The following is a 20728-nucleotide window of genomic DNA, read 5'->3' on the forward strand; positions in this document are numbered from 1 at the left end:
CGACGGCGCTGATCCAGTTCTGACGTCGGGGTACGGGGTGAGACTCGGTGCATGAGCGAACTGCTGATGCACGTCGGGACCGACCTGGCCGACGATGTGTGCCGATGTGCGGTGGCGGCCGGCTACACGGTCACCGCGGGCGATCACGGCACCGGTGATTGGTTGCGCGCGGATGTGGTCGTCGTGGATGACCACGCGGTGACTCCGCTTGTGCAGAGCGGGGTTTCGCGGCGGCGCGGGGTGCTTCTGGTGTGCGGCGCGCAAGCGTCGGCCCAGGCGTGGCAGGAGGCGATGACCCTCGGGGCCGATGACGGATTCGTGTTGCCGGATGAGGAGGAGCGCCTCGTCGCTGCCCTCAGCGAGCTGCGGGTTCCGGCCCGGTCCGATGGTCGGGTGGTGGCCATCGTCGGCGGGCATGGCGGGGCGGGGGCGACGACGCTGGCCGCGGCGACGGCGTTGGCCGCCGCGCAGTCGGCGGACGGGCGCCGCGTGCTGCTCATCGGCCCCGATGAACTCGGCGCCGGGATCGATTTGGTCTTGGGGGTGGAAGCGGCGGGCGGGCCGCGGGCCTGTGACCTGGTGGCCAATGCGGGGCGGTTGAGCCACACTGCGCTTCACGACGCCCTGCCGCAAGCCGGCCGGGGGCTTTCCGTGCTCGCGGCCGGCCGTGGATCGCCCGGCGGGGTCCGAATCGAGTCGGTGGCCGCGGCGGCCGACGCGGGCAGGGCCGGCGGTGACGTGGTCGTCCTCGATGCGCCGCGCACCCAGGCGCGTCTGCGTCATGAGCTCGTCGCCCGCGCCGACCTGGTCGTGGTGGTGACCCGGGCCTTTCTACCGTCGTTGTGGGCGGCGCGGGCCACGTGTGCCGACATCGCCGAGCACGTCCGCGGCGAGCTCGGTGTCGTGGTGCGCGGTCCGGTGCCGTCGGGGATCGCGCTGCCCGAACTGGCCTGGGCGGTCGGAGCCGAGTTGCTCGCGTCCTATCGGGCGGACCCGTCTCTCCCGTCGCGGCTGGACACCCAGCCGTTGCGGCCGTCGTCCCGCAGCCCGCTGGGGGCCGTTGCCGCCCGGATCTGCGCCCGGCTCGCCGAGGTCGCGCCGTGACCGCGGCGAAACCCGGGGTGGCCGCCGGGCCGGTGGACTCCGGCATCGTCGACCGAGTCCGGGAACGGCTGGCGCGGGACTTCGGGGGACGCGGTGTCCCGACCGTGGAAGCGATGGCCGCGGCGATTCGGGCGGAGGCCGACGGTGTCCTGGGCGATACCGACCTGCTCGCCACCCTGCGTTACCTGCAGACCGAGTTCGTGGGCGCCGGTCCACTCGAAGACCTCCTCGCCGATCCGGACACCACCGACATCCTCGTCGTCGGGCCGACGGCGGTGTGGGTCGACCGCGGTAGCGGACTGTGCCGCGTGCCGGTCGCATTTCCCGACGAGGAGTCGGTTCGCCGACTCGCGACCCGGCTTGCGCTCGGTGCCGGCCGTCGGCTCGACGACGCCCAGCCGTGGGTCGACGGCCAACTCTGCGACATCGGGCGGCACGGGGCGGGGGTCCGGTTGCACGCGGTCATCCCGCCGGTCGCCGCCGACGGGACGTGCTTGTCGCTTCGGGTGCTCCGCCCGGTCCGACAGGACTTCTCCTCGCTCGTCGCCTGCGGCGCACTCCCGGTACAGGTGCGCGACCTGGTGGCGCAGATCGTCACCCAGCGGCTGGCCTTCCTGGTCGCCGGCGGGACCGGCGCGGGCAAGACGACGTTGTTGAACAGCCTGCTGGGGCTGGTCGACCCGGCCGAACGCATCGTCTGCGTGGAGGACGCGCCGGAATTGCGGCCCCAACACCCACACGCCGTCCGGATGGTCGCGCGTGCGCCCAACGCAGAGGGGGCCGGGGAAGTCGCGCTGCGCGACCTGGTCCGCCAGGCGTTGCGCATGCGCCCGGACCGGATCGTCGTCGGCGAGGTGCGCGGGGCCGAGGTCGTCGACCTGCTCGCGGCGCTCAACACCGGTCACGACGGCGGGGCGGGAACCGTGCACGCGAACTCGGCGGCGGAGGTACCCGCGCGCATGGAGGCCCTCGCCGCGCTCGGCGGCCTGGAGCGGGCCGCGCTGCACAGCCAGCTCGCCGCCGCCTTCCACGTGGTGTTCCTCGTCAGCCGTGGCGGCGACGGTGCGCGGGGGCTGACACAGATCGGATTGGTCTCGCGCAACAGTGCGGGATTCGTCGAGATCATCCCGGTCTGGTTGCGCGACAGCGGGTTTCAGCCGTCGTATGCACAGCTTCTCGACCGGTTGACGGAGCGCGCATGAGTGCCGCCGCCATGGTGTTGCTAGCCGGGGCGACCCTGATCGGGCCACCGCCCCGGGGACACTTCCGGTTTCGTTCCGTCCTTGCGCCGACCGGTGGGCGGCGGCCCGCGCGCGACGACCCCCGACGCTGGGCGCCGCTGGTGGTCGCCGTCGTCGTGACAGTCGCCCTGCTGGCCGGAGCAGTGGGCCTTGCCGTCGCCCTCGGAGTCGCCGGCGGGACCGGATTGTGGCTGCTGCACCGGGGTGTTCGGGACCGGGCCGCGCGGGAGCGCGACGAGACCGTGATGAGGGCGATGGGGACCATCGTCGCCGAACTCTCCATCGGGTCGCCGACGGCAGACGCCTGTGCGCGCGCCGGCGCGGAGATCCTCCTCGACGATCCGTCGTCGCGGGTCGGCCGCGATCTCGAAGTGCTGGCCGCACGGGTCCGTTTGGGCGGCGAGGCCGGCGCATCCGGTGCCGGGGAGGCGAGGCGGATCGCCGCGCTGTGGACGGTGGCCGCCCACCACGGGCTGCCGCTCGGCGAGCTGGTGGCGGCGAGCCGGACCGATCTGTCGGCCCGGCTGCGTTTCGCCGCCCACACCCGGGCAGGTCTGGCCGGCCCGCGTGCGACGGCACGCGTGCTCGCGGTGCTGCCGATGTTCGGGCTGCTACTCGGACAGGGCATCGGCGCCGATCCGCTGCGGGTACTGCTCGCCCCGGGTGCCGGATCTGTCCTGCTCGTGCTCGGCACCGGGCTCGCCGCCGTCGGAGTCGTCTGGTCCGAGCGCATCGTCGAGCGGGTGCTCCGATGAGCATGGCTCTGGTCCTGGCGGCGGGATGGCTGCTCGCTTTGCCGCCCGGCGGGTGGCCGCTACGCCGCCTGCGTCCGGGTGAGGCCGCGGTTCCGAGTGTCGCCCCGGGCGAGACCGGGCCCTTCGCCGAGGCGGCCGCCTATGACCTTTTCGCCGTCTGCCTGCGCAGCGGACTCTCAATCGCCGGTGCCGCGGCCGCAGTCGCGGCCGCGCTTCCGGGTGAGTTGGCGGCCTCCTTGGGCCGCGTGGCCGACCTCCTCGTACTCGGGACCGATGCGGGTACCGCGTGGCGGCAGGCGGCCGAGCGCGGGTTCGTGGAGTTGGCCGCCCTCGTTCGCCGCACCGCGTCGTCGGGAGCGGCCTTCGCCGACGGCCTGGCCGAACTGGCGCAGCAGCGCCGCGACTCCGCGAACGACGATGCATTGGCCCACGCCGAGCAGGCCGGGGTGCGGATCAGCGGCCCGCTGGGCCTGTGCTTCCTGCCCGCATTCGTGTGTCTCGGAATCGTGCCCGTGGTGATCGGGCTGGCGTCGTCGGTACTCGGGCAGATGTGAGCCGAAGGGATGGGGCGGTCCGAAGGCCGGGCCGCAGGAAGGGGGAGTGCGATGATCACGAGGATGATCCGGTTCGTTCGGGGAGCGTTGGCCGATGAATCCGGGATGAGCACCGCGGAATACGCGATAGGGACGGTCGCTGCCGCTGGCTTCGGGGCGTTGCTGTACACGGTCGTCACCGGGGACAACGTTGTGGGGGCGTTGACGAACATCATCGCCAAGGCGCTGTCGACGACGGTCGGGTGAGCGGTCGCCGTCGGCCGGGGCGCTGGTGGCGCGACGAATCGGGGATGGCGACCGTGGAGGCGGCGTATGCGATCGCCGCGATCAGCATCGTGCTGATCGCGTGCCTCGGCGGGCTGGCGGCGATGTCGTCGTCGTTGCGGTGCACCGACGCGGCGCGGGAGGTGGCCCGACTGACCGCCGCCGGGGACGCCCGCGCCCGGTCGGTCGGAGCCGCCACCGCACCCCGTGGCGCGCGGATCTCGGTGCAACTGATCGGCGACGAGGTGCGGGTCCGGGTCGACGCCGACGCCCCGCTGCTCCCCATGCTCACCGTGAGCGGGACGGCCGTCGCGTTGCGCGAACCCGCTGGGGAGGACGGCGCCGATGCGGCAGCCCCGGTTGATCGGTGACGACGCCGGATCGGCCACGGTCCTCGGGGTGGCCGTCGTCGCGGTGTTGACGGCCGTGACGGTGGCCGTCGTCGCCCTCGGCTCGGCCCTACTGGCCCGGCACCGTGCGGTGTCGGCGGCCGACCTGGCGGCACTGGCCGCGGCCTCGGTGCTGTTGACCGGGACTGGCGAGCCCTGCCCGACCGCCGAGCGCCTGGTCCGCGCGCAGGGCGTCGAGGGATTGCGATTCGACGGCTGCGAGGTCGACGGCGAGCGGGTCACGGTGCGGGTGAGCGTCCCGGTCCGGTTGGGCCGATTCGGTGTGCACACCGCCACCGGCGTCGCGCTCGCCGGACCGGTGTCGTGAAGGCGGCTGTCTCTGGCCGCGCCTAGCCTTGGCCGTGCTCCTGGGCCCATGCGATCGCCGATGCTTGGATGTCGGCGAAGCGGTCGCCCATTGCTGCGGCAAGTGCCTGGGCGCCCTTGAGTGGCCGGACCATCACCATGAACTCGACGATCTTGCCGTCCTCGTCCAGGGTCAGGAAATCGCAGCCGGTCAGCGACAGGCCGTCGACGGTCGCGGTGAAGACATAGGCGTGCTCGCGGTCGTCGTGGATCTCTCGGATGTACGTGAAGTCTTCGAAGACCTCGACCACCGCGCGCAGAATCGAGATCGTGATGCCTTTGCCCGGGTAGGGCTTGTGGGCGACCGGGCTGATGAACACCACGTCGTCGGCGAGCATGTCCTCGACCGCGTCGAGATCCTTGGCGGCGCCCGCCTCGGCAAACGTGACCACGATTCCTCATGGTGAATCATCTGATGGGTGATCGTGCGAGCCGGAATCTCTCGGTCCCGACCGGCGTTGTGCGATAGACACGACGATGACACATGTGGCGATGAGAATCGAGGATTTCGGTGGGGCACTGGCACGGCGACGAACTCGACCGCGACGCGGTACTGGCGCGCATCGGGTACACCGGTGACACCGCGCCCACACCGGCGACGTTGGCGGCGCTGCACCGCGCGTACGCCACGTCGATTCCGTTCGAGAACCTCGACATCCTGATCGACCGCCCCATCCGCCTCGACGTGGAGTCGTTGCAGGACAAGATGATTCACCGGCGCCACGGCGGCTACTGCTTTGAGCACGCCGCACTGTTCGCCGCGCTCCTCGAGTCGCTGGGGTACCGGTTCAGCGCCCTCATCGGCCGGGTCACCCTCGGAGCACCGCCGCACAACCGGCCGGCCACCCACGCCCTGCTGCTCGTCGAATTCGCCGACGGCGCGCGCTACCTCTGCGACGTCGGATTCGGCCGGGGACCGCTGGAACCACTGGAACTGGTCGACGGGGCCACCGTGGACCAAGACGGGTGGCGGTTGCGGCTGACCGGCCCCCAAACAGGCGACGACGCCGCGGCCGTGCTGCCCGTCGCGGACTGGGCCCTGTGGCAGCGCACCAGCGTCGACGGCGAGGTGGGGTGGGTCGACCGCCACCGCTTCCCGCTGGCGCCCAAGTTCCCGATCGATTTCGCCGTCGCCAGCCACTTCGTGTCCACCTCGCCGCGCTCGCCGTTCACCATGCGCCCCTTCGTGCAGCGGTTCACGCCCGAGCGCCACGACACCCTCGACGGGGACACCGTCACGACGATCGCCCCCGACGGGCGCATCGTCGAGACGCGCACCGTCGCCGTCGAGGAGTTGCCGCAGCTGTTGGCCGACGTCTTCGACATCGACCTCGACGACGACGAGGCGCGCGCCCTCGTCGCGGCGGTCCCGGGGCTGCCCGGGCTCACACCCCGCTGAGCGGGTTCAGGACTCCAGCAACCGCCGCGGGCCCGGGCCGTGTTGGGCGGCCGCGTCGTGCGGGTTGGCCAGGGCGCAGCGTTCCAGAGACAGGCAGCCGCAGCCGATGCAGCCGTCGAATTCGTCGCGCAGCTGCTGGAGTCGGTGGATGCGCTCGTCGAGTTCGGAGCGCCAACTCGCCGAGAGCCGCTGCCAGTCCTCGCCGGTGGGGATGTGCCCGTCGGGCAGTTTGTCCAGGGCAGCGCCGATCTCGGTGAGCGGGATGCCGACGCGCTGGGCGATGCGGATCAACGCGACGCGGCGCAGCGTGTCGCGGCGATAGCGGCGCTGGTTCCCCGAGGTGCGGCGGGCGGTGATCAGGCCTTTGCGCTCGTAGAAATGCAGGGCCGAGACCGCCACGCCGCTGCGGGCGGAGAGCTCGCCGACGGTGAGTTCGCGCTGGTTCCACTTCGGGTTCTCGGCCACCGGACATCCTCTCACTTGACCTCAACCTTACTTGATGTTTCACAGTGGGGTCATGAGCATGGAAACCACCGCGTGGAACTCGATGTATGCGGCGATGCACGCCGAACAAGACCGGCGCCCGGTCAACGGCGCGACGCTGCGGCGGGTGGCCGGATTCGCCCGCCCCCATCGCCGCCGCCTCCTGTGGTTCTCGGCGGTGAGCATCCTCGTCGCCGTCCTGGCCGTCGCGACGCCGCTGCTGGCCGGGCGCGTCGTCGACGCCATCACCCGGGCCGCCGCTCCGTCGGCGGTCGTCGTCCTGGCATCGGTCATCGCGGTGGTCGCGCTGGCCGAAGCCGGGTTCGGCCTCTTCCAGCGCCGCCTCTCGGCGACGATCGGGGAGGGGCTCATCTTCGACCTGCGGACCGCGGTCTACGACCACGTCCAGACCATGCCGGTGGCCTTCTTCAGCCGCACCCGCACCGGTGCCCTGGTCAGTCGGCTCAACAACGACGTCATCGGCGCGCAGCGCGCCTTCAGCGACACCTTCGCCGGGTTGGTCAGCAACGTCGTCATGCTGGTGCTCGCCCTCGTCGCAATGCTCGCCCTGTCCTGGCAGATCACCGTGCTGGCGCTGGTGCTGCTGCCGGTCTTCCTGCTGCCCGCCCGTCGGATCGGGGCGCGGCTGGCCGGGTTGCAGCGGGAGAAGGCAGGCCACAACGCGGCGATGGGCAACCGCATGACCGAGCGCTTCTCGGCCCCCGGCGCGACGCTGATCAAACTCTTCGGCAGCCCCCGGCGGGAGTCGGCGGAGTTCGCCGCGCGGGCCGGGCGCGTCCGCGACATCGGTGTGCGCAGCGCCATGGTCCAGGAGACCTTCTACGTCACGCTCGTGCTGGTCTCCGCCCTCGCCCTGGCACTGATCTACGGGCTCGGCGGCGTCTTCGCCCTCAACGGCCACCTGCAGGCCGGGACGGTCGTGGCCCTGGCGATGCTGGTGACCCGGCTGTACGCGCCGCTGACCGCCCTGGCCAACGCAAGGGTGGAGTTGATGAGCGCCATGGTCAGCTTCGAGCGGGTCTTCGAAGTCCTCGATTTGCCCCCGCTGATCCGGGAGGCCCCCGATGCCCGCGACGTGCCGCCCGGTCCGCTCGACGTCGAGTTCGACGGGGTGTCCTTCGGCTATCCGGCCGCCGATCGGGTCTCGCTGGCGTCCCTGGAAGAAGTCGCGGTGCTGGACCCCCGTGCGGGCAGCACGGTCCTCGACGATGTCTCGTTCACCGTGCGCGCCGGTCAGACCGTCGCGCTGGTGGGTGCCTCGGGTGCCGGCAAGTCGACGATCGCGGCCCTGGTGCCGCGGTTGTACGACGTGGATGCCGGGTCGGTGCGCGTCGGCGGCGTCGACGTCCGCGACCTGGGCGCGGAGTCGCTGCGCGGCGCGGTCGGCGTGGTCACCCAGGACGGGCACCTGTTCCACGACACGGTGCGGGCCAACCTGACCCTGGGCGCCCCCGACGCCACCGACGAGCAGCTATGGGCCGCTCTGCGGCGGGCCCGGCTCGACCGGCTCGTGGTCGCCCTGCCCGACGGGCTCGACACCGTCGTCGGCGAACGCGGCTACCGGTTCTCCGGCGGCGAGCGCCAACGGATGACGATCGCCCGGGTGCTGTTGGCCCAACCTCGGGTGGTGATCCTCGACGAGGCCACCGCCCACCTCGACTCGACCTCGGAGGCCGCCGTGTCGCAAGCCCTCACCGAGGCCCTGCACGGGCGGACCGCGCTGGTCATCGCCCACCGGCTCTCCACCGTGCGGCAGGCCGATGCGATCCTCGTCGTCGACGACGGGCGCATCGTCGAATCGGGGACCCATGACGAACTACTCGACCTCGCCGGCCGCTACGCACGGCTCTACCGCACCCAGTTCGACGACCCCGAGACGGTGGCTGCGTGAGAACCCCGGCGTAAACGTGACCGCGGGGTGATGCTGGAAGGGTGAGTAACGCCGATTCCCATCCCGCCGTCACAGTCCTGGCGCCGGGGCAGGTGTGCACCGCCACCGAAATCCTCGAGCCCCGCGCGGTGCCGTTGGGCGGCCCGCGGGCGATGACCGTCTACCGCACACTGCCCCAGCACCGCCGGCCCCTGGTGGGGTCCTGGTGCTTTCTGGACCACTACGGACCCGACGACGTCGCGCAGACCGGCGGGATGGCGGTGCCCCGCCACCCGCACACCGGGCTGGCCACCGTCTCGTGGCTCTTCGACGGCCGCATCGACCATCTCGATTCCGGTGGGAACGCCGCGGAGGTCCGGCCGGGGGAGTTGAACGTGATGATCGCCGGGCGCGGCATCACCCACCAGGAGATCAGCACCCCGGACACACGCTCGTTGCACGGGGTGCAGCTCTGGTACGCCCTGCCCGAGTCGACGCGGTTCAGCGAGAACCACTTCGAGCACTACGCGCCGCCCAGGGTGCAGGCGCCCGGCCTGACCGCGCTGGTGTTCCTCGGGGAGTTGCTGGGGTCGGCGTCGCCGGTGCGCACGCGCACCCCCGACCTGCTCGGCGCCGAGCTGTCGCTGGAGCCGACGGCGTCGGTGAGCCTGGCGGTGCGCGCCGACTTCGAGCACGCGGTGCTGGCCGAATCAGCGCCGATCACCGTCAACGGCGCTCACGCCGAGCATCGGTCGCTGGCCTATGTGCCGCCCGGGGCGGACACGGTGCGGATCGACGCCGGCCCGGCGGGGGCCCGGGTGATCCTCCTGGGCGGGATCCCGTTCGACGAGCAGATCGTCATGTGGTGGAACTTCGTCGGTCGCAGCCACGACGAGATCGTCGAGTTCCGCCGTCGGTATCAGGCCGAACTCGGCTTCGACGCCCCCGACCCGGCCGACGACGGCAAGCCGCCGCTGTTCGGCCCGTACCCGGCGGACCAGCCGGCCCCGTGGCCCGCGCCGCCGATGCCGGCGACGCGCCTGCGCCCGCGGTGACCGCCGCTCCGCCCGGGATGATGCCGGGTCAGCTCAGGACGAACACCGGGATCTCGCGATCGGTCTTCACCTGGTACTCGGCGTAGGGCGGGAAGGCGTCGACGGCCAGTTCCCACCAGTGCGCCCGCTCGTCGCCGGTGACCTCGCGCGCGGTCAACTCGAAAACGCGCTCGCCGTCCTGAACGGTGACCCGCGGGTTGGCCTTGACGTTGTAGTACCACGACGGGTTGTCGGGAGCGCCGCCCTTCGACGCCACCATGGCGTAGCTGCCGTTCTCCTCGACCCGCATCAACGGGACATACCGCTGCTTGCCGGTCTTGGCGCCGGTGGTGGTGAACAGGACCACCGCGCGACCGTTGATGCCCACGCCGTCGGTGGTGCCCTCGGCGAGGATTTGTTCGGTCTGCTTGCGGACCCACTCGGTGGGGCTTAGTTCTGGTTGGCTGCTCATGCGTTGGCCAACAATCCCCTCATCGCTGATATTCCACCGTCGCTGATATTCCGCCGGCCAGGGGGTCGGCACCCGGTCAGGGTGGGTTCGGCAGTGTCCGGCCGATCAGCGTGAGCACGGCGATCGCCCCGGCCTTGTCCAGCGGCTCGTTGCCGTTGCCGCATTTGGGCGACTGCACACACGAGGGACAGCCCTTCTCGCAGGCGCAGCCCGACACCGCCGCCGCGGTGGCCTCGACCCACTGTGCGAAGGCCTCGTAGCCGCGATCGGCGAAACCGGCACCGCCGGGATAGCCGTCGTAGACGTAGACCGTCGGCAGGCCGGTGTCGGCGTGCAGGTTGGTCGACAGCCCGCCGATGTCCCAGCGGTCACACGTCGCCACCAGCGGCAGCATGCCGATCATCGCGTGCTCGGCGGCGTGCAGCGCGCCGGGCAGCGATACCTCGGTGACCCCGGCCTCGGCGAGGGCCTCGGGGGTCAGCGTGTACTGCACCGCGCGGGTCGGCAGCGTCTGCGGTGGCAGGTCGAGGGGGACCGAGTCGAGGATTTCCCCGCCCGGCAGTTTGCGCAGATATCCGATGACTTGCGAGGTCACCGTCGCCTCGACGAGCGCGACGTGCAGCGGGCCGTGGTCCTGCGCGTCGACGGTCGCGGTCACCTCGACCTCGGTGGTGTCCCGCGCGGAGGTAGTCCACTCCGGTTCCTCCGGGTGGACCAGGGCCAGCCCGTCGTCGAGGTCCAACTCGTCGACGACGTAGGAGGCGCCCTGGTGGATGTGCACCGCGCCCGGGTGCACGGTGGAGAGGGCCCGCGCCGTGTCGACCGTGCCCAACAGGCGCGACGTCGAGGTGTCGACGATGAGGATCTGCCCGCCGATCCCGCCGCGGATGTCGATGTCGGCATGCGGCTCCACCCCGGCGGCGAGGTACCAACCGGCCTTCCGCCGGCGCAGCAGTCCTTCCGCGGTCAATTCGTCGACCTGTGCCTCGACGCCGAGGCGGGCCACCTCGTCGGGTTTGAGGGGTAGTTCGGCGGCGGCACACAACAGGTGCGGCTTGAGGACGTAAGGGTTGGTCGGGTCGAAGACCGTGGCCTCGACAGGTTTGCGCAGTAGCGCCTCGGGGTGGTGGACCAGATAGGTGTCGAGCGGGTCGTCGCGGGCGACGAGGACCACCGCCGACGCGGCCCCGCGCCGACCCGCGCGCCCGGCCTGCTGCCAGAACGAGGCGACCGTGCCCGGGTAGCCGGCGATGACCACCGCGTCCAGGCCGCTGATGTCCACGCCGAGTTCGAGGGCGTTGGTGGTGGCCACCCCGAGCAACTCGCCGTCGGCGATGGCCCGCTCGAGCCGCCGCCGATCGTCGGCGAGATACCCGGCGCGGTAGGCGGCGACCCGCCCGGCGAGCTCAGGGGCGGTCGACGCCAACAGCCCGGCGGCGGTGCGGGCGGTGATCTCCGCGCCGCGGCGGCTGCGCACGAAGCACAGCGTGCGCGCCCCCTCGATGACGAAGTCGGCCAGGATGCGCCCGGCCTCGGCGCCGGCCGAGCGGCGGACCGGCGCGCCGTTCTCGCCGGTGACCTCGGGCAGGAAATCCGGCTCCCACAGTGCGACGGTTCTCTCCCCGGTCGGCGATGCGTCCTGCGTCACCTCGTGGGCGGGTTCGCCGATCAGCCGGGTCAGCGTGGCAGCCGGGGCCGCCGTGGTGGCGCTGGCGGCGATGACCACCGGATCGGCCCCCGCCGCGCGGGCCACCCGCAGCAGGCGCCGCAGCACCAGCGCCGTGTGGGCGCCGAAGACGCCGCGGTAGTGGTGGCACTCGTCGACGACGATGTAGCGCAGCTGCCGCAGGAACTGCTGCCAGCGGTGGTGGCCGGACAGGATGCCGATGTGGCACATGTCCGGGTTGGTGAACAGGATCCGCGAGTTCGCCCGCGCCCACTGGCGCATTTGCGCGTCGGTGTCGCCGTCGTAAGTACATGGGGCGAGTCGGGTGAAATCCGGATCGGTGGCGAGAATGGTTGTGAGAGAACGTAATTGGTCGACACCCAGGGCTTTGGTCGGTGCGAGGTAGAGGGCCGTGGCCGCGTGGTCGTGCAGCAGGGTCTGCAGGACCGGGAGCTGGTAGGCCAACGATTTGCCCGACGCGGTGCCGGTCGCGATGACCACGTGGCGCCCGGCGAAGGCGTGCTCGGCGGCGGCGATCTGGTGCTCCCAAGGCCGGTACAGCCCGGTTTCGGCGTAGGCCGCGACAATCCGCGGGTCGAGCCACTCGGGCCACGCGGCGAAGCGCGCGGTCGCGGCGGGGATCACTTCGGTGTGGGTGACCGGGGAGGAATCGGGGTCGGTGCCGGCGAGCGCGGCACGCAACAGCTCCTCGCCATACGAACCGGTCATTGCGCCAAACCCTGCCTGCAGCTGTCGAATCTGCTGCCTGACAAATCTATCCATTCGGCCGACACTTATGCCCAATCGGGTCGTCGGACTATCCTCTCGCCGCCGAACGTGGTTGACTGAACGCGGTCGCACGATTTGGCCGTGTCTCGGGGGATCTCCCCGCCGCAGTCCGGATCTTGTTGCGAGCGTTGTACTTGGGTTTGGTTTCGCGGAACACCGCAGGCTTTCACGCAGGAATGGCGGTCGGAACCGGCCGCGACGAGAGACATCCTCCCGTCGCAATCAGTAAATATGTGAAGGAATGCAGTAATGGCACAGGGAACTGTGAAGTGGTTCAACGCGGAAAAGGGCTTCGGCTTCATCGCGCCCGACGAGGGAAACGGTGACGTGTTTGTGCACTACTCGGAGATCCAGGGATCCGGTTTCCGCACCCTGGAAGAGAACCAGCGTGTCGAGTTCGAGGTCGGCCAGGGCACCAAGGGCCCGCAGGCTACCGGCGTCCGCGCCGTCTAAGACCTCGTTTCGCTAACGCGACCAACGAGACCACCGCCGCGCCCGTCGCGTCTGGGATTCATCCCGGACCGGCGGGCGCGGTTTGTTGTCGGCGAGCCGTAGCATGGCAGGCGTGAGCCAGCTCGCGTTCTTCTCCGCAGACACCGACGACCCTTCGGTCGCCGATGTCGCCGGCCTGCTCGCCGGAACCGGGCAGGCGGTGCCGATGCCCGGTGGCACCCGGGTGTCGGTCGTCGTCGACGAGCTGTGGCGGGCGCGCGCGCTGGCCGCCGAACTCGAGCTGATCGGTCTCGCCGTCGAGATCGCGCGCTCGGAGGAGGGGTCGCCGCTGGTGCGGACGATGCCCTCGCCGCTGCTCGACGACCTCCGGGCGCAATGGTCGACCGGTGCGGTCAAGGCCGTGCCGACCGGCTGGACCCCGACGGCGCGCGCCCTGCGCCAGTGGACGATCGCCGGCGGCCGGCCCGACGGGGACAAGTTCTTCCTCGGCCTGGACCCGCATGCGCCCGACACCCATCCGGCGTTGGCCACCGCGCTGATGCGGGTGGGGGTGGCACCGATCCTCACCGGTGCGCGCGGCGGCGTCCCGGCCCTGCGGATCGCCGGAAAGCGTCGGGTCGCGCGCTTCGTCGAAATGGTCGGGGCCCCGCCCGACGAGCCCGGCGCGGCAGAAAACTGGCCGAGGGACTGAATGCCCCGTGCGTTGCCGATAACCTGCGGTGACGACGGTTTTCGACGCACAAACCCGCGACGATGCGCACCCCGCCGACTTGCGTGTATGTGCAGCGGACACCATTAATAAGGTAGAAACTCACCATCGGGGTGCATCCGGCGCTCCGGAGGGAAACTCGAGGTACGCCCGTGGCTAAGACCGACACCGCATCGCCGATTCGGCGACTCGTCATCGTCGAGTCGCCGACCAAGGCGCGCAAGATTGCGGGTTACCTGGGCGCGAATTACGTCGTCGAGTCGTCGCGCGGCCACATCCGCGACCTGCCGCGCGGTGCCGCCGACGTGCCGGCCAAGTACAAGGGCCAGCCGTGGGCGCGACTGGGTGTCAACGTCGACGACAACTTCGAGCCCCTCTACGTCGTCTCGGCCGACAAGAAGTCCACCGTCAGTGAACTCAAGTCCCTCCTCAAGGACGTCGACGAGCTCTACCTCGCCACCGACGGTGACCGCGAAGGCGAGGCCATCGCCTGGCACCTGATGGAGACGCTCAAGCCCAAGGTGCCGGTCAAACGGATGGTGTTCCACGAGATCACCGAGTCGGCCATCCGGGCGGCTGCGGAAACCCCGCGCGAACTCGACATCGACCTGGTTGACGCCCAGGAGACCCGCCGCATCCTCGACCGCCTCTACGGCTACGAGGTGTCGCCGGTGCTGTGGAAGAAGGTCATGCCGAAGCTGTCGGCGGGCCGCGTGCAGTCGGTGGCCACCCGGATCATCGTCGACCGCGAGCGCGAGCGCATGGCCTTCGTCTCCGCCGACTACTGGGACATCGCAGCCACCCTCGACGCCGGCGCCGAGGCCTCCCCGCGCACCTTCGCGTCGCGGCTGGTCAGCGTCGACGGGCAGCGCGTGGCGGTCGGCCGCGACTTCGGCTCCGACGGGGCGCTGCGCAAGGCCGACGGGGTCGTCGTCCTCGACGAGGCGCGGGCCCGGGCGCTGGCCGCCGGCCTGGACAAGGCCATGCTGAGCGTCGCCTCGGTGGAGGAGAAGCCCTACACGCGGCGCCCGTATGCCCCGTTCATGACGTCGACGCTGCAGCAGGAGGCCGGGCGCAAACTGCGCTTCACCTCCGACCGCACCATGCGGATCGCCCAGCGGCTGTACGAGAACGGCTACATCACCTACATGCGTACCGACTCGACGACGCTGAGCGAGTCGGCGATCACCGCGGCGCGCAGCCAGGCCCGCGAACTGTACGGCGACAGCTACGTGCACCCGTCGCCGCGCCAGTACAACCGCAAGGTCAAGAACGCGCAGGAGGCGCACGAGGCGATCCGCCCGGCCGGCGACACCTTCCGCACCCCCGGTCAGGTCGCCTCGGCGCTCAACGCCGACGAGTTCAAGCTTTACGAACTGATCTGGCAGCGCACCGTCGCCTCGCAGATGGCCGACGCCAAGGGCACGACGATGAGCGTCCGGATCACCGGCACCGCCACCGGCGGCGAGCAGGTCGCGTTCTCCTCGTCGGGTCGGACCATCACGTTCCCCGGCTTCCTCTCCGCCTACGTGGAGACCGTCGACGAGCAGGTCGGCGGGCAGGCCGACGACGAGGAGCGGCGCCTGCCGCACCTGACCGAGGGCCAGACCCTGACCGCCGCCGAGCTGTCCGCCGACGGCCACTCCACGAATCCGCCGGCGCGCTACACCGAGGCGTCGCTGGTGAAGGTGTTGGAAGACTTGGGGATTGGCCGTCCGTCGACGTATGCGTCGATCATCGGCACGATCCAGGACCGCGGCTACGTGGTCAAGAAGGGCAGCGCGCTCGTGCCCTCCTGGGTGGCCTTCGCGGTCGTCGGGCTGCTCGAGGGCTACTTCGAGAGCCTCGTCGACTACGACTTCACCGCCTCCCTCGAGGACGACCTCGACCAGATCGCGGCCGGCGAGGCGAACCGGACCCAGTGGCTGACCGAGTTCTACTTCGGCGATGACGGCCAGACCGACGGATCCAAGGGCGATGTCGCCCATGCCGGCGGGCTGAAGAAGCTCGTCGGGGTGAATCTGGAGGAGATCGACGCCCGCACGGTGAACTCGATCCACCTCTTCGACGACTCCGCCGGGCGCCCGGTCTACGTGCGCGTCGGGCGGTTCGGGCCCTACCTGGAGCGCACCGTCTCCGAGACCGGCGCCGCCGAACCGGAACTGCAGCGCGCGAACCTGCCCGCAGACATGACCCCCGACGAGTTGACCCTCGAGGTGGCCGAGAAGCTGTTCGCCACCCCGCAAGAGGGCCGCACCCTCGGCGTCGACCCGGCCACCGGCCACGAGATCGTCGTCAAGGAGGGCCGGTTCGGGCCCTACGTCACCGAGGTCCTGCCCGAGGAGGACGAAGGCGACGACGGGCAGACCCCCGCGCTCACCGTCCCGGCCGGGCCGACCCCGCTCGATGGCGGCGAGGCCCCGATCCCGCTCGACGGCGGGGAGGCGCCGATCCCGCTGGACGAGGCTGGTTCCACGAAGACCGCCACCAAGCCGGCGAAGAAGACCGCGGCCAAGAAGGCAGCGGCGAAGAAGGCCGGCCCCAAGCCGCGCACCGGATCGCTGTTCAAGACCATGGACATCGCGACGGTGACGCTGGAGGACGCGCTGCGCCTGCTGTCGCTGCCGCGCGTCGTCGGCGTCGATCCGGCCACCAACGAGGAGATCACCGCCCAGAACGGCCGGTACGGACCCTACCTGAAGAAGGGGGCCGACTCGCGGTCCCTGGCCACCGAGGACCAGCTGTTCGAGATCACCCTCGACGAGGCGCTGAAGATCTACGCCGAGCCCAAGCGGCGCGGCCGGGCCGCGGCGGCACCGCCGTTGCGCGAGTTGGGCGCGGACTCGGTGAGCGAGAAGCCGATGGTCATCAAGGACGGCCGCTTCGGCCCCTACGTGACCGACGGCGAGACCAACGCGAGCCTGCGCAAGGGTGACGAGGTCGCGACGATCACCCCGGAGCGGGCGATGGAGCTCCTCGCCGACCGCCGTGCGCGCGGGCCGGCCAAGAAGACGGCAAAGAAGGCCGCCAAGAAGGCGCCGGCGAAGAAGGCGGCCAAGAAGACGGCTGCGAAGAAGGCGCCGGCGAAGAAGGCTGCTGCTAAGAAGTCGACCGCCAAGCCGACTGACGGACAGTAGTCGGCCCGGACCGACCACCCGGGCAGCGGCGGGGGCTCAGGCGTCGGCCTCGGCGACCTCGTCGTCATCGGTGAAGCCGATCTCGGTGGTCGCGTCGGCGAACTCGGCGATCGGCCCGATCTTCGGGCGGGCCAACAGCGTCTCGATACCGCGGCCGCGCAGTTCGACGCCCTCGCCGATCTCCCAGTGCTCGGCCTCCTCGTCGTCGCCGAGGAAGACGGCGCGGGCCGAGCCGAGGACCCGGGTGGGCTCGTCCTTGGCCAATTCGGTCAGCCGGGCGGCCTCGTTCACCGGGTCGCCGATGACCGTGTACTCCAAGCGCTGCTCGGAGCCGATATGGCCGGCCACGGCGCGCCCGGCGGAGACGCCGATACCGAAATCGGTGTCGCCGAGGGCGCTTTCGAGTTCGATGCGCAGTTCCCGCGCGGCGGCCAGGGCGCGGCCGGCGAAGTTGTCCAGCTCGAGGGGCGCCCCGAAGATCGCCAGGGCGGCATCGCCCTGGAACTTGTTGACGAATCCGCCGTGGCGGCCGACGACGTCGACGACGACGCGGAAGAACTCGTTGAGCTGTTCGACGACCTCGCGGGGCGCGTATTGCACGGCCAAACGCGTCGAGCCGACGATGTCGACGAAGAGGACGCCGACGTAGCGGTCTTCGCCGCCGAGTTCAGTCCCGGTCTCGATGGCGCGGCGGGCGACGTCCTCGCCGACGTAACGGCCGAAGAGGTTGCGCAGCTGGTTCCGCTCGCGCAGGTCGGCGACCATGCCGTTGAAGCCGGCCTGCAGCAGGCCGACGTCACTGCCGTCGTAAATGCGCACCGAGGCGTTGAGGTTGCCGTTGCGGACCTCGCTCATCGCGCGACGGAGCTGCTTGATGGGATCGGTGATCGCACTGACGAGTCGGTAGACCGCCAGGATGCCGAACGCCACCGCGGCGAACCCCATCCACAGGATGGGCCGGATCACCGTTCGGGGCTCGGCGATGCCGAGCGGCACGGCCAGGGCGAGACCGATGATGACGAACTGGGGCAGTACCACGACGATGACCCAGAACAGCATGATCCGCGTCGACACGCTCGGCGCGTGGGAGGCGTCGGGGTCGTTGGCCATCGCCGCGACGGTGATCGGGCGCAGCACCTTCTCCGACTGCATGTAGCTCAGCGCGGCGGTGACCAGGGCGCCGATGCAGCTGCCGAGGGCGACGACGATGGCCGTCTTACCCGAGGTGAGTCCGGTCATCACGGTGAGCAGTGCTCCGCCGATCACCCACAGGCCGATGTTGGCGGCGGTGAGCATCCGCGGCAGGGCGAGTGCGCGGCGTCGGGCGAAGCCGTTGTCGGGTCGGCTGCGCCGGCGGTGCCAGATGAGTACCGGCATGGACATCCGGATACTGAGCAGTCCACCGACGACGGCGGCCACGATCAAATAGACGGCGAAAACGATCTGGTTGCGCACCGAGGCGTCGCCGAACGTCAGCGCGTGGTCGGCGGGGATGCCGAAGCGCAGGAAGGCGAAGGTGAAGATCGCGCCGATCATGTTGGCGCGCAAGAGATCGAGGGCGAGGATCGGCCACGGGGTACCCGCGAGCCATCGTGCGGTGTGCACGGCTCGCGACCATCGTGATCGTCTTTCGACCATGACATCCAGGTTAGCGGCGTGCTTGCAATTGTTAAACACTCGTTGCGTCTCACGGGCGGCCGAACGCACCGTTAGGCTGGGCACGTGGCAGGGGTATTCGATCGGCTGGTCGGGCAGCACGGCGTCGTCGAGGAATTGCGGGCGGCGGCGCTCGGGGCGTTGGCGACGGCCCGGCGCCTGGACGAACGGGCTGCCGGGGCAGTGTCCATGTTCGGTGAATCCGCTGGTCAGGATGATGATTCAGGGGCCGCCGAGCGTGCCGTCATGACGCATTCGTGGCTGTTCACTGGGCCGCCCGGATCCGGTCGATCGGTGGCCGCGACCTGTTTCGCGGCGGCCTTGCAGTGCCATTCCGAGTCTGACCTGGGCTGTGGCGAATGTCGCGCCTGTGTGACTGTGATGAATCACACCCACGCCGACGTGCGCCACGTCGTGCCACAGGGACTCAGCCTCGGCGTGGGCGAAATCCGCGAACTCGTGCAAACGGCCACCCGGCTCCCGGCGACCGGGCGGTGGCGGATCGTCGTCGTCGAAGACGCCGACCGGTTGACCGAGGCGGCGGCGAATGCCTTGCTGAAGGTTGTCGAGGAGCCGCCCGCGCGCACGGTTTTCCTGCTGTGTGCGCCGTCGGTCGATCCCGAGGACATCTCGGTGACGCTGAAGTCGCGGTGCCGGCATGTGGGGCTGGCGATCGCCCCCGCGGCCGACATCGAGCGGGTGTTGGTGGAGCGCGACGGGATCGATCCGGCGAACGCGGCCTGGGCGGCCTCGGTGTGCGGCGGCCACATCGGCCGGGCCAAGCGGCTCGCCGCCGATCAGGGGGCGCGCGATCAACGCCTCGCCGCCCTCGGGCTCGCGCGGGCGGCGACCGTCCCGGCACGGGCGTATGCGGCGGCCGAAGAGTTGGTCCGGACCGCCGAGGCGGCGGCCAAGGCGATCAGCGAGCAGCTCGACGAGGCCGAGACCGAGGATCTGAAGACCGCCTTCGGTGCCGGTGGGACCGGCAAGGGCACCGCCCGGGCGACGCGGGGCAGTGCCGGCGCGTTGAAGGAGCTGGAGAAGCGGCAGAAGTCCCGGGCCACGCGGACCGCCCGCGATGTGTTGGATCTGGCGCTGATGGACCTGGCCGGCCTGTTCCGTGACGCCCTGGTGGTCTCGGCGGGGGCAAGCGTGACCGCCATGCATCCCGATCAGGTCGAACTCGTGGAAAAGATGGCCGGCTATGCGTCGGGCAGCCAATTGCTCGCGTGCATGGATGCGGTGCTGGAGTGTCGGGAAGTGCTCGATTTCAACGTGAAGCCGAAGTTCGCCGTCGACGCGATGGTCGCCAAGATCGGCCAGTCCCTCACGAAATAGTCGCGCGGCGCAACAACCGTCGGGCCTTGTCCGGGTATCCGTTTGCCGCCAACACTTGAACTTGAACCCAGGTTCAACTATACAGAGAGGGGAACGGGCAGCGGGGCAATGACCCCGAGGCGGGGGCCCTCGGGGCGACGACACAGACAGGGACGGCAGCGCATGCAGATTGCGGGACGAACGGCGATCGTGACCGGAGGCGGTGCCGGTATCGGCGCGGCCATCGCTCGGGCGCTGGTGGATGCGGGCGCGCGGGTCGTCGTCACCGACGTCGACGCGGTTGCGGTCGAGCGGGTCGCCGATGCGCTCTCCGCGCGGGTCCCGGGCTCCGCGGTCGCCCTGGCCGGTGACGCCTCCTCGGTCGACCACATCGACGCGGCGGTGGCGCTGGCGCAGGACCGCTTCGGTCCGGTGGCGTTCTACTTCGCCAACGCGGGCATCGCGGGCGCCCCCGGTCTCGCGGCGACCGACGACGAGTGGGCCACCGCCCTGGACGTGAACCTGTTGGCGCACATCCGGGCCGCCCGGCGACTGGTGCCCGAGTGGGTCGAGCGCGGCGAGGGCTACTTCGTCTCCACCGCGTCGGCCGCCGGGCTGCTCACCCAACTCGGGTCGGCGACCTACTCGGTCACCAAGCACGCCGTCGTGGGCTTCGCCGAATGGCTCAACGTGACTTACGCCGACCAGGGGGTGCGGGTGAGCTGCCTGTGCCCGATGGGCGTGGACACCAAGCTGCTGCGCCCGGGCGACATCGATGACGACCCGCAGGCGCAGCTGATGCAGCGCGCGGTGGAGTCGGCGGGCGAGGTGCTGACCCCCGAGCGGGTCGCCGCCGACGTCCTGGATGCCGTCGAGGACGAGCGGTTCCTCATCCTCCCGCACCCGGAAGTGCTCGACATGTACCGGCAGAAGGGCAGCGACTACGACCGCTGGTTGCGCGGGATGCGCCGCGTCCAGCAGGGCCTCGCCGCCGCCACCGGCACCGCCTGACCCGGCCGATGTGACAGACCTACTCCCCGACCTAGGAG

The 20728-nt window shown here is 70.7% G+C and carries 20 protein-coding genes; 15 read left to right on the forward strand and 5 right to left on the reverse strand.

What is annotated here, in order from left to right; translation table 11 throughout:
- The first annotated feature begins 51 nt into the window (after positions 1–51).
- The 7 genes from ssd to nbrcactino_RS03015 are packed head-to-tail and all read left to right on the forward strand — an operon-like array spanning position 52 to position 4635.
- Positions 52–1104: a septum site-determining protein Ssd gene (ssd, locus tag nbrcactino_RS02985; protein WP_161926007.1), complete on the forward strand. Its 1053-nt coding sequence runs from the start codon at positions 52–54 to the stop codon at positions 1102–1104.
- Entirely contained in the window at positions 1101–2306 is a 1206-nt protein-coding gene (locus tag nbrcactino_RS02990) for a TadA family conjugal transfer-associated ATPase (protein WP_161926008.1), read from the forward strand. Before ssd ends, nbrcactino_RS02990 begins: the two co-directional genes overlap by 4 nt.
- The gene (locus tag nbrcactino_RS02995) at positions 2303–3100 is read left to right on the forward strand and encodes a type II secretion system F family protein (RefSeq protein WP_161926009.1); all 798 of its coding nucleotides are present in this window, start codon (positions 2303–2305) and stop codon (positions 3098–3100) included. Before nbrcactino_RS02990 ends, nbrcactino_RS02995 begins: the two co-directional genes overlap by 4 nt.
- The gene (locus nbrcactino_RS03000) at positions 3097–3654 is read left to right on the forward strand and encodes a type II secretion system F family protein (RefSeq protein WP_161926010.1); all 558 of its coding nucleotides are present in this window, start codon (positions 3097–3099) and stop codon (positions 3652–3654) included. Before nbrcactino_RS02995 ends, nbrcactino_RS03000 begins: the two co-directional genes overlap by 4 nt.
- A 9-nt stretch (positions 3655–3663) precedes the next feature.
- Complete coding sequence (locus tag nbrcactino_RS03005) at positions 3664–3900, forward strand: DUF4244 domain-containing protein (protein WP_371864468.1); 237 nt, start codon at positions 3664–3666, stop codon at positions 3898–3900.
- Complete coding sequence (locus nbrcactino_RS03010; RefSeq protein WP_308470329.1) at positions 3897–4289, forward strand: TadE family type IV pilus minor pilin; 393 nt, start codon at positions 3897–3899, stop codon at positions 4287–4289. Before nbrcactino_RS03005 ends, nbrcactino_RS03010 begins: the two co-directional genes overlap by 4 nt.
- Positions 4264–4635, forward strand: coding sequence for an Rv3654c family TadE-like protein (locus tag nbrcactino_RS03015; RefSeq protein WP_161926012.1), 372 nt, complete (start codon positions 4264–4266; stop codon positions 4633–4635). Before nbrcactino_RS03010 ends, nbrcactino_RS03015 begins: the two co-directional genes overlap by 26 nt.
- Positions 4636–4657: 22 nt before the next feature.
- On the opposite strand, the gene nbrcactino_RS03020 is transcribed toward nbrcactino_RS03015, so the two are convergent.
- On the reverse strand, positions 4658–5065 hold the full coding sequence (locus tag nbrcactino_RS03020) for a nuclear transport factor 2 family protein (RefSeq protein ID WP_161926013.1): 408 nt from the start codon (positions 5063–5065) through the stop codon (positions 4658–4660).
- Between the two features lie 119 nt (positions 5066–5184).
- Here nbrcactino_RS03020 and nbrcactino_RS03025 point away from each other — a divergent pair, with 119 nt between their 5' ends.
- A complete protein-coding gene (locus tag nbrcactino_RS03025) occupies positions 5185–6072 on the forward strand; it encodes an arylamine N-acetyltransferase family protein (RefSeq protein WP_161926014.1) in 888 nt (295 codons plus the stop codon).
- 6 nt (positions 6073–6078) lie between these two features.
- Here nbrcactino_RS03025 and soxR read toward each other — a convergent pair whose 3' ends face one another.
- Entirely contained in the window at positions 6079–6537 is a 459-nt protein-coding gene (gene soxR / locus nbrcactino_RS03030) for a redox-sensitive transcriptional activator SoxR (RefSeq protein ID WP_228460654.1), read from the reverse strand.
- Between the two features lie 52 nt (positions 6538–6589).
- On the opposite strand from soxR, the gene nbrcactino_RS03035 reads away from it, so the two are divergent.
- Positions 6590–8467 (forward strand): ABC transporter ATP-binding protein, encoded by a 1878-nt coding sequence (locus tag nbrcactino_RS03035; protein WP_161926016.1) that lies wholly within the window; start codon positions 6590–6592, stop codon positions 8465–8467.
- Positions 8468–8508: 41 nt separating this feature from the next.
- Positions 8509–9501 (forward strand): pirin family protein, encoded by a 993-nt coding sequence (locus nbrcactino_RS03040; protein WP_161926017.1) that lies wholly within the window; start codon positions 8509–8511, stop codon positions 9499–9501.
- A 28-nt stretch (positions 9502–9529) separates the two neighbouring features.
- Here nbrcactino_RS03040 and nbrcactino_RS03045 read toward each other — a convergent pair whose 3' ends face one another.
- Entirely contained in the window at positions 9530–9952 is a 423-nt protein-coding gene (locus tag nbrcactino_RS03045; RefSeq protein ID WP_161926018.1) for a nitroreductase family deazaflavin-dependent oxidoreductase, read from the reverse strand.
- A 76-nt stretch (positions 9953–10028) separates the two neighbouring features.
- A complete protein-coding gene (locus nbrcactino_RS03050) occupies positions 10029–12347 on the reverse strand; it encodes a DEAD/DEAH box helicase (RefSeq protein ID WP_161926019.1) in 2319 nt (772 codons plus the stop codon).
- 309 nt (positions 12348–12656) lie between these two features.
- Between nbrcactino_RS03050 and nbrcactino_RS03055 the strand changes: the two genes are divergently transcribed.
- The 3 genes from nbrcactino_RS03055 to topA all read left to right on the forward strand — a co-directional run bounded on the left by nbrcactino_RS03055 (position 12657) and on the right by topA (position 16706).
- Positions 12657–12860 carry a cold-shock protein gene (locus nbrcactino_RS03055; protein ID WP_007321539.1) on the forward strand — a complete coding sequence of 68 codons (204 nt, stop codon included), beginning with the start codon at positions 12657–12659 and terminating at the stop codon, positions 12858–12860.
- 112 nt (positions 12861–12972) lie between these two features.
- A complete protein-coding gene (locus nbrcactino_RS03060; RefSeq protein WP_161926020.1) occupies positions 12973–13551 on the forward strand; it encodes a hypothetical protein in 579 nt (192 codons plus the stop codon).
- 170 nt (positions 13552–13721) lie between these two features.
- A complete protein-coding gene (topA, locus tag nbrcactino_RS03065) occupies positions 13722–16706 on the forward strand; it encodes a type I DNA topoisomerase (RefSeq protein WP_161926021.1) in 2985 nt (994 codons plus the stop codon).
- A 36-nt stretch (positions 16707–16742) separates the two neighbouring features.
- On the opposite strand, the gene nbrcactino_RS03070 is transcribed toward topA, so the two are convergent.
- A complete protein-coding gene (locus tag nbrcactino_RS03070; protein ID WP_161926022.1) occupies positions 16743–18344 on the reverse strand; it encodes an adenylate/guanylate cyclase domain-containing protein in 1602 nt (533 codons plus the stop codon).
- A gap of 84 nt (positions 18345–18428) precedes the next feature.
- Here nbrcactino_RS03070 and nbrcactino_RS03075 point away from each other — a divergent pair, with 84 nt between their 5' ends.
- Both nbrcactino_RS03075 and nbrcactino_RS03080 read left to right on the forward strand, forming a co-directional pair.
- A complete protein-coding gene (locus nbrcactino_RS03075) occupies positions 18429–19700 on the forward strand; it encodes a DNA polymerase III subunit delta' (protein WP_161926023.1) in 1272 nt (423 codons plus the stop codon).
- 162 nt (positions 19701–19862) lie between these two features.
- Positions 19863–20690, forward strand: coding sequence for an SDR family oxidoreductase (locus nbrcactino_RS03080; RefSeq protein WP_161926024.1), 828 nt, complete (start codon positions 19863–19865; stop codon positions 20688–20690).
- The last annotated feature ends 38 nt before the right edge of the window (positions 20691–20728 follow it).

The sequence above is a fragment of the Gordonia crocea genome, assembly GCF_009932435.1.
GTDB classification, from domain to species: domain Bacteria; phylum Actinomycetota; class Actinomycetes; order Mycobacteriales; family Mycobacteriaceae; genus Gordonia; species Gordonia crocea.

What these genes read in the sequence shown, in the direction of transcription:
- ssd (WP_161926007.1), top strand. Translation starts at nt 52, where the DNA reads ATGAGCGAACTGCTGATGCACGTCGGGACCGACCTGGCCGACGATGTG.
- nbrcactino_RS02995 (WP_161926009.1), top strand. Translation starts at nt 2,303, where the DNA reads ATGAGTGCCGCCGCCATGGTGTTGCTAGCCGGGGCGACCCTGATCGGG.
- nbrcactino_RS03000 (WP_161926010.1), top strand. Translation starts at nt 3,097, where the DNA reads ATGAGCATGGCTCTGGTCCTGGCGGCGGGATGGCTGCTCGCTTTGCCG.
- nbrcactino_RS03005 (WP_371864468.1), top strand. Translation starts at nt 3,664, where the DNA reads ATGGGGCGGTCCGAAGGCCGGGCCGCAGGAAGGGGGAGTGCGATGATC.
- nbrcactino_RS03015 (WP_161926012.1), top strand. Translation starts at nt 4,264, where the DNA reads ATGCGGCAGCCCCGGTTGATCGGTGACGACGCCGGATCGGCCACGGTC.
- nbrcactino_RS03035 (WP_161926016.1), top strand. Translation starts at nt 6,590, where the DNA reads ATGAGCATGGAAACCACCGCGTGGAACTCGATGTATGCGGCGATGCAC.
- nbrcactino_RS03045 (WP_161926018.1), bottom strand. Translation starts at nt 9,952, where the DNA reads ATGAGCAGCCAACCAGAACTAAGCCCCACCGAGTGGGTCCGCAAGCAG.
- nbrcactino_RS03050 (WP_161926019.1), bottom strand. Translation starts at nt 12,347, where the DNA reads ATGACCGGTTCGTATGGCGAGGAGCTGTTGCGTGCCGCGCTCGCCGGC.
- nbrcactino_RS03055 (WP_007321539.1), top strand. Translation starts at nt 12,657, where the DNA reads ATGGCACAGGGAACTGTGAAGTGGTTCAACGCGGAAAAGGGCTTCGGC.
- nbrcactino_RS03070 (WP_161926022.1), bottom strand. Translation starts at nt 18,344, where the DNA reads ATGGTCGAAAGACGATCACGATGGTCGCGAGCCGTGCACACCGCACGA.
- nbrcactino_RS03080 (WP_161926024.1), top strand. Translation starts at nt 19,863, where the DNA reads ATGCAGATTGCGGGACGAACGGCGATCGTGACCGGAGGCGGTGCCGGT.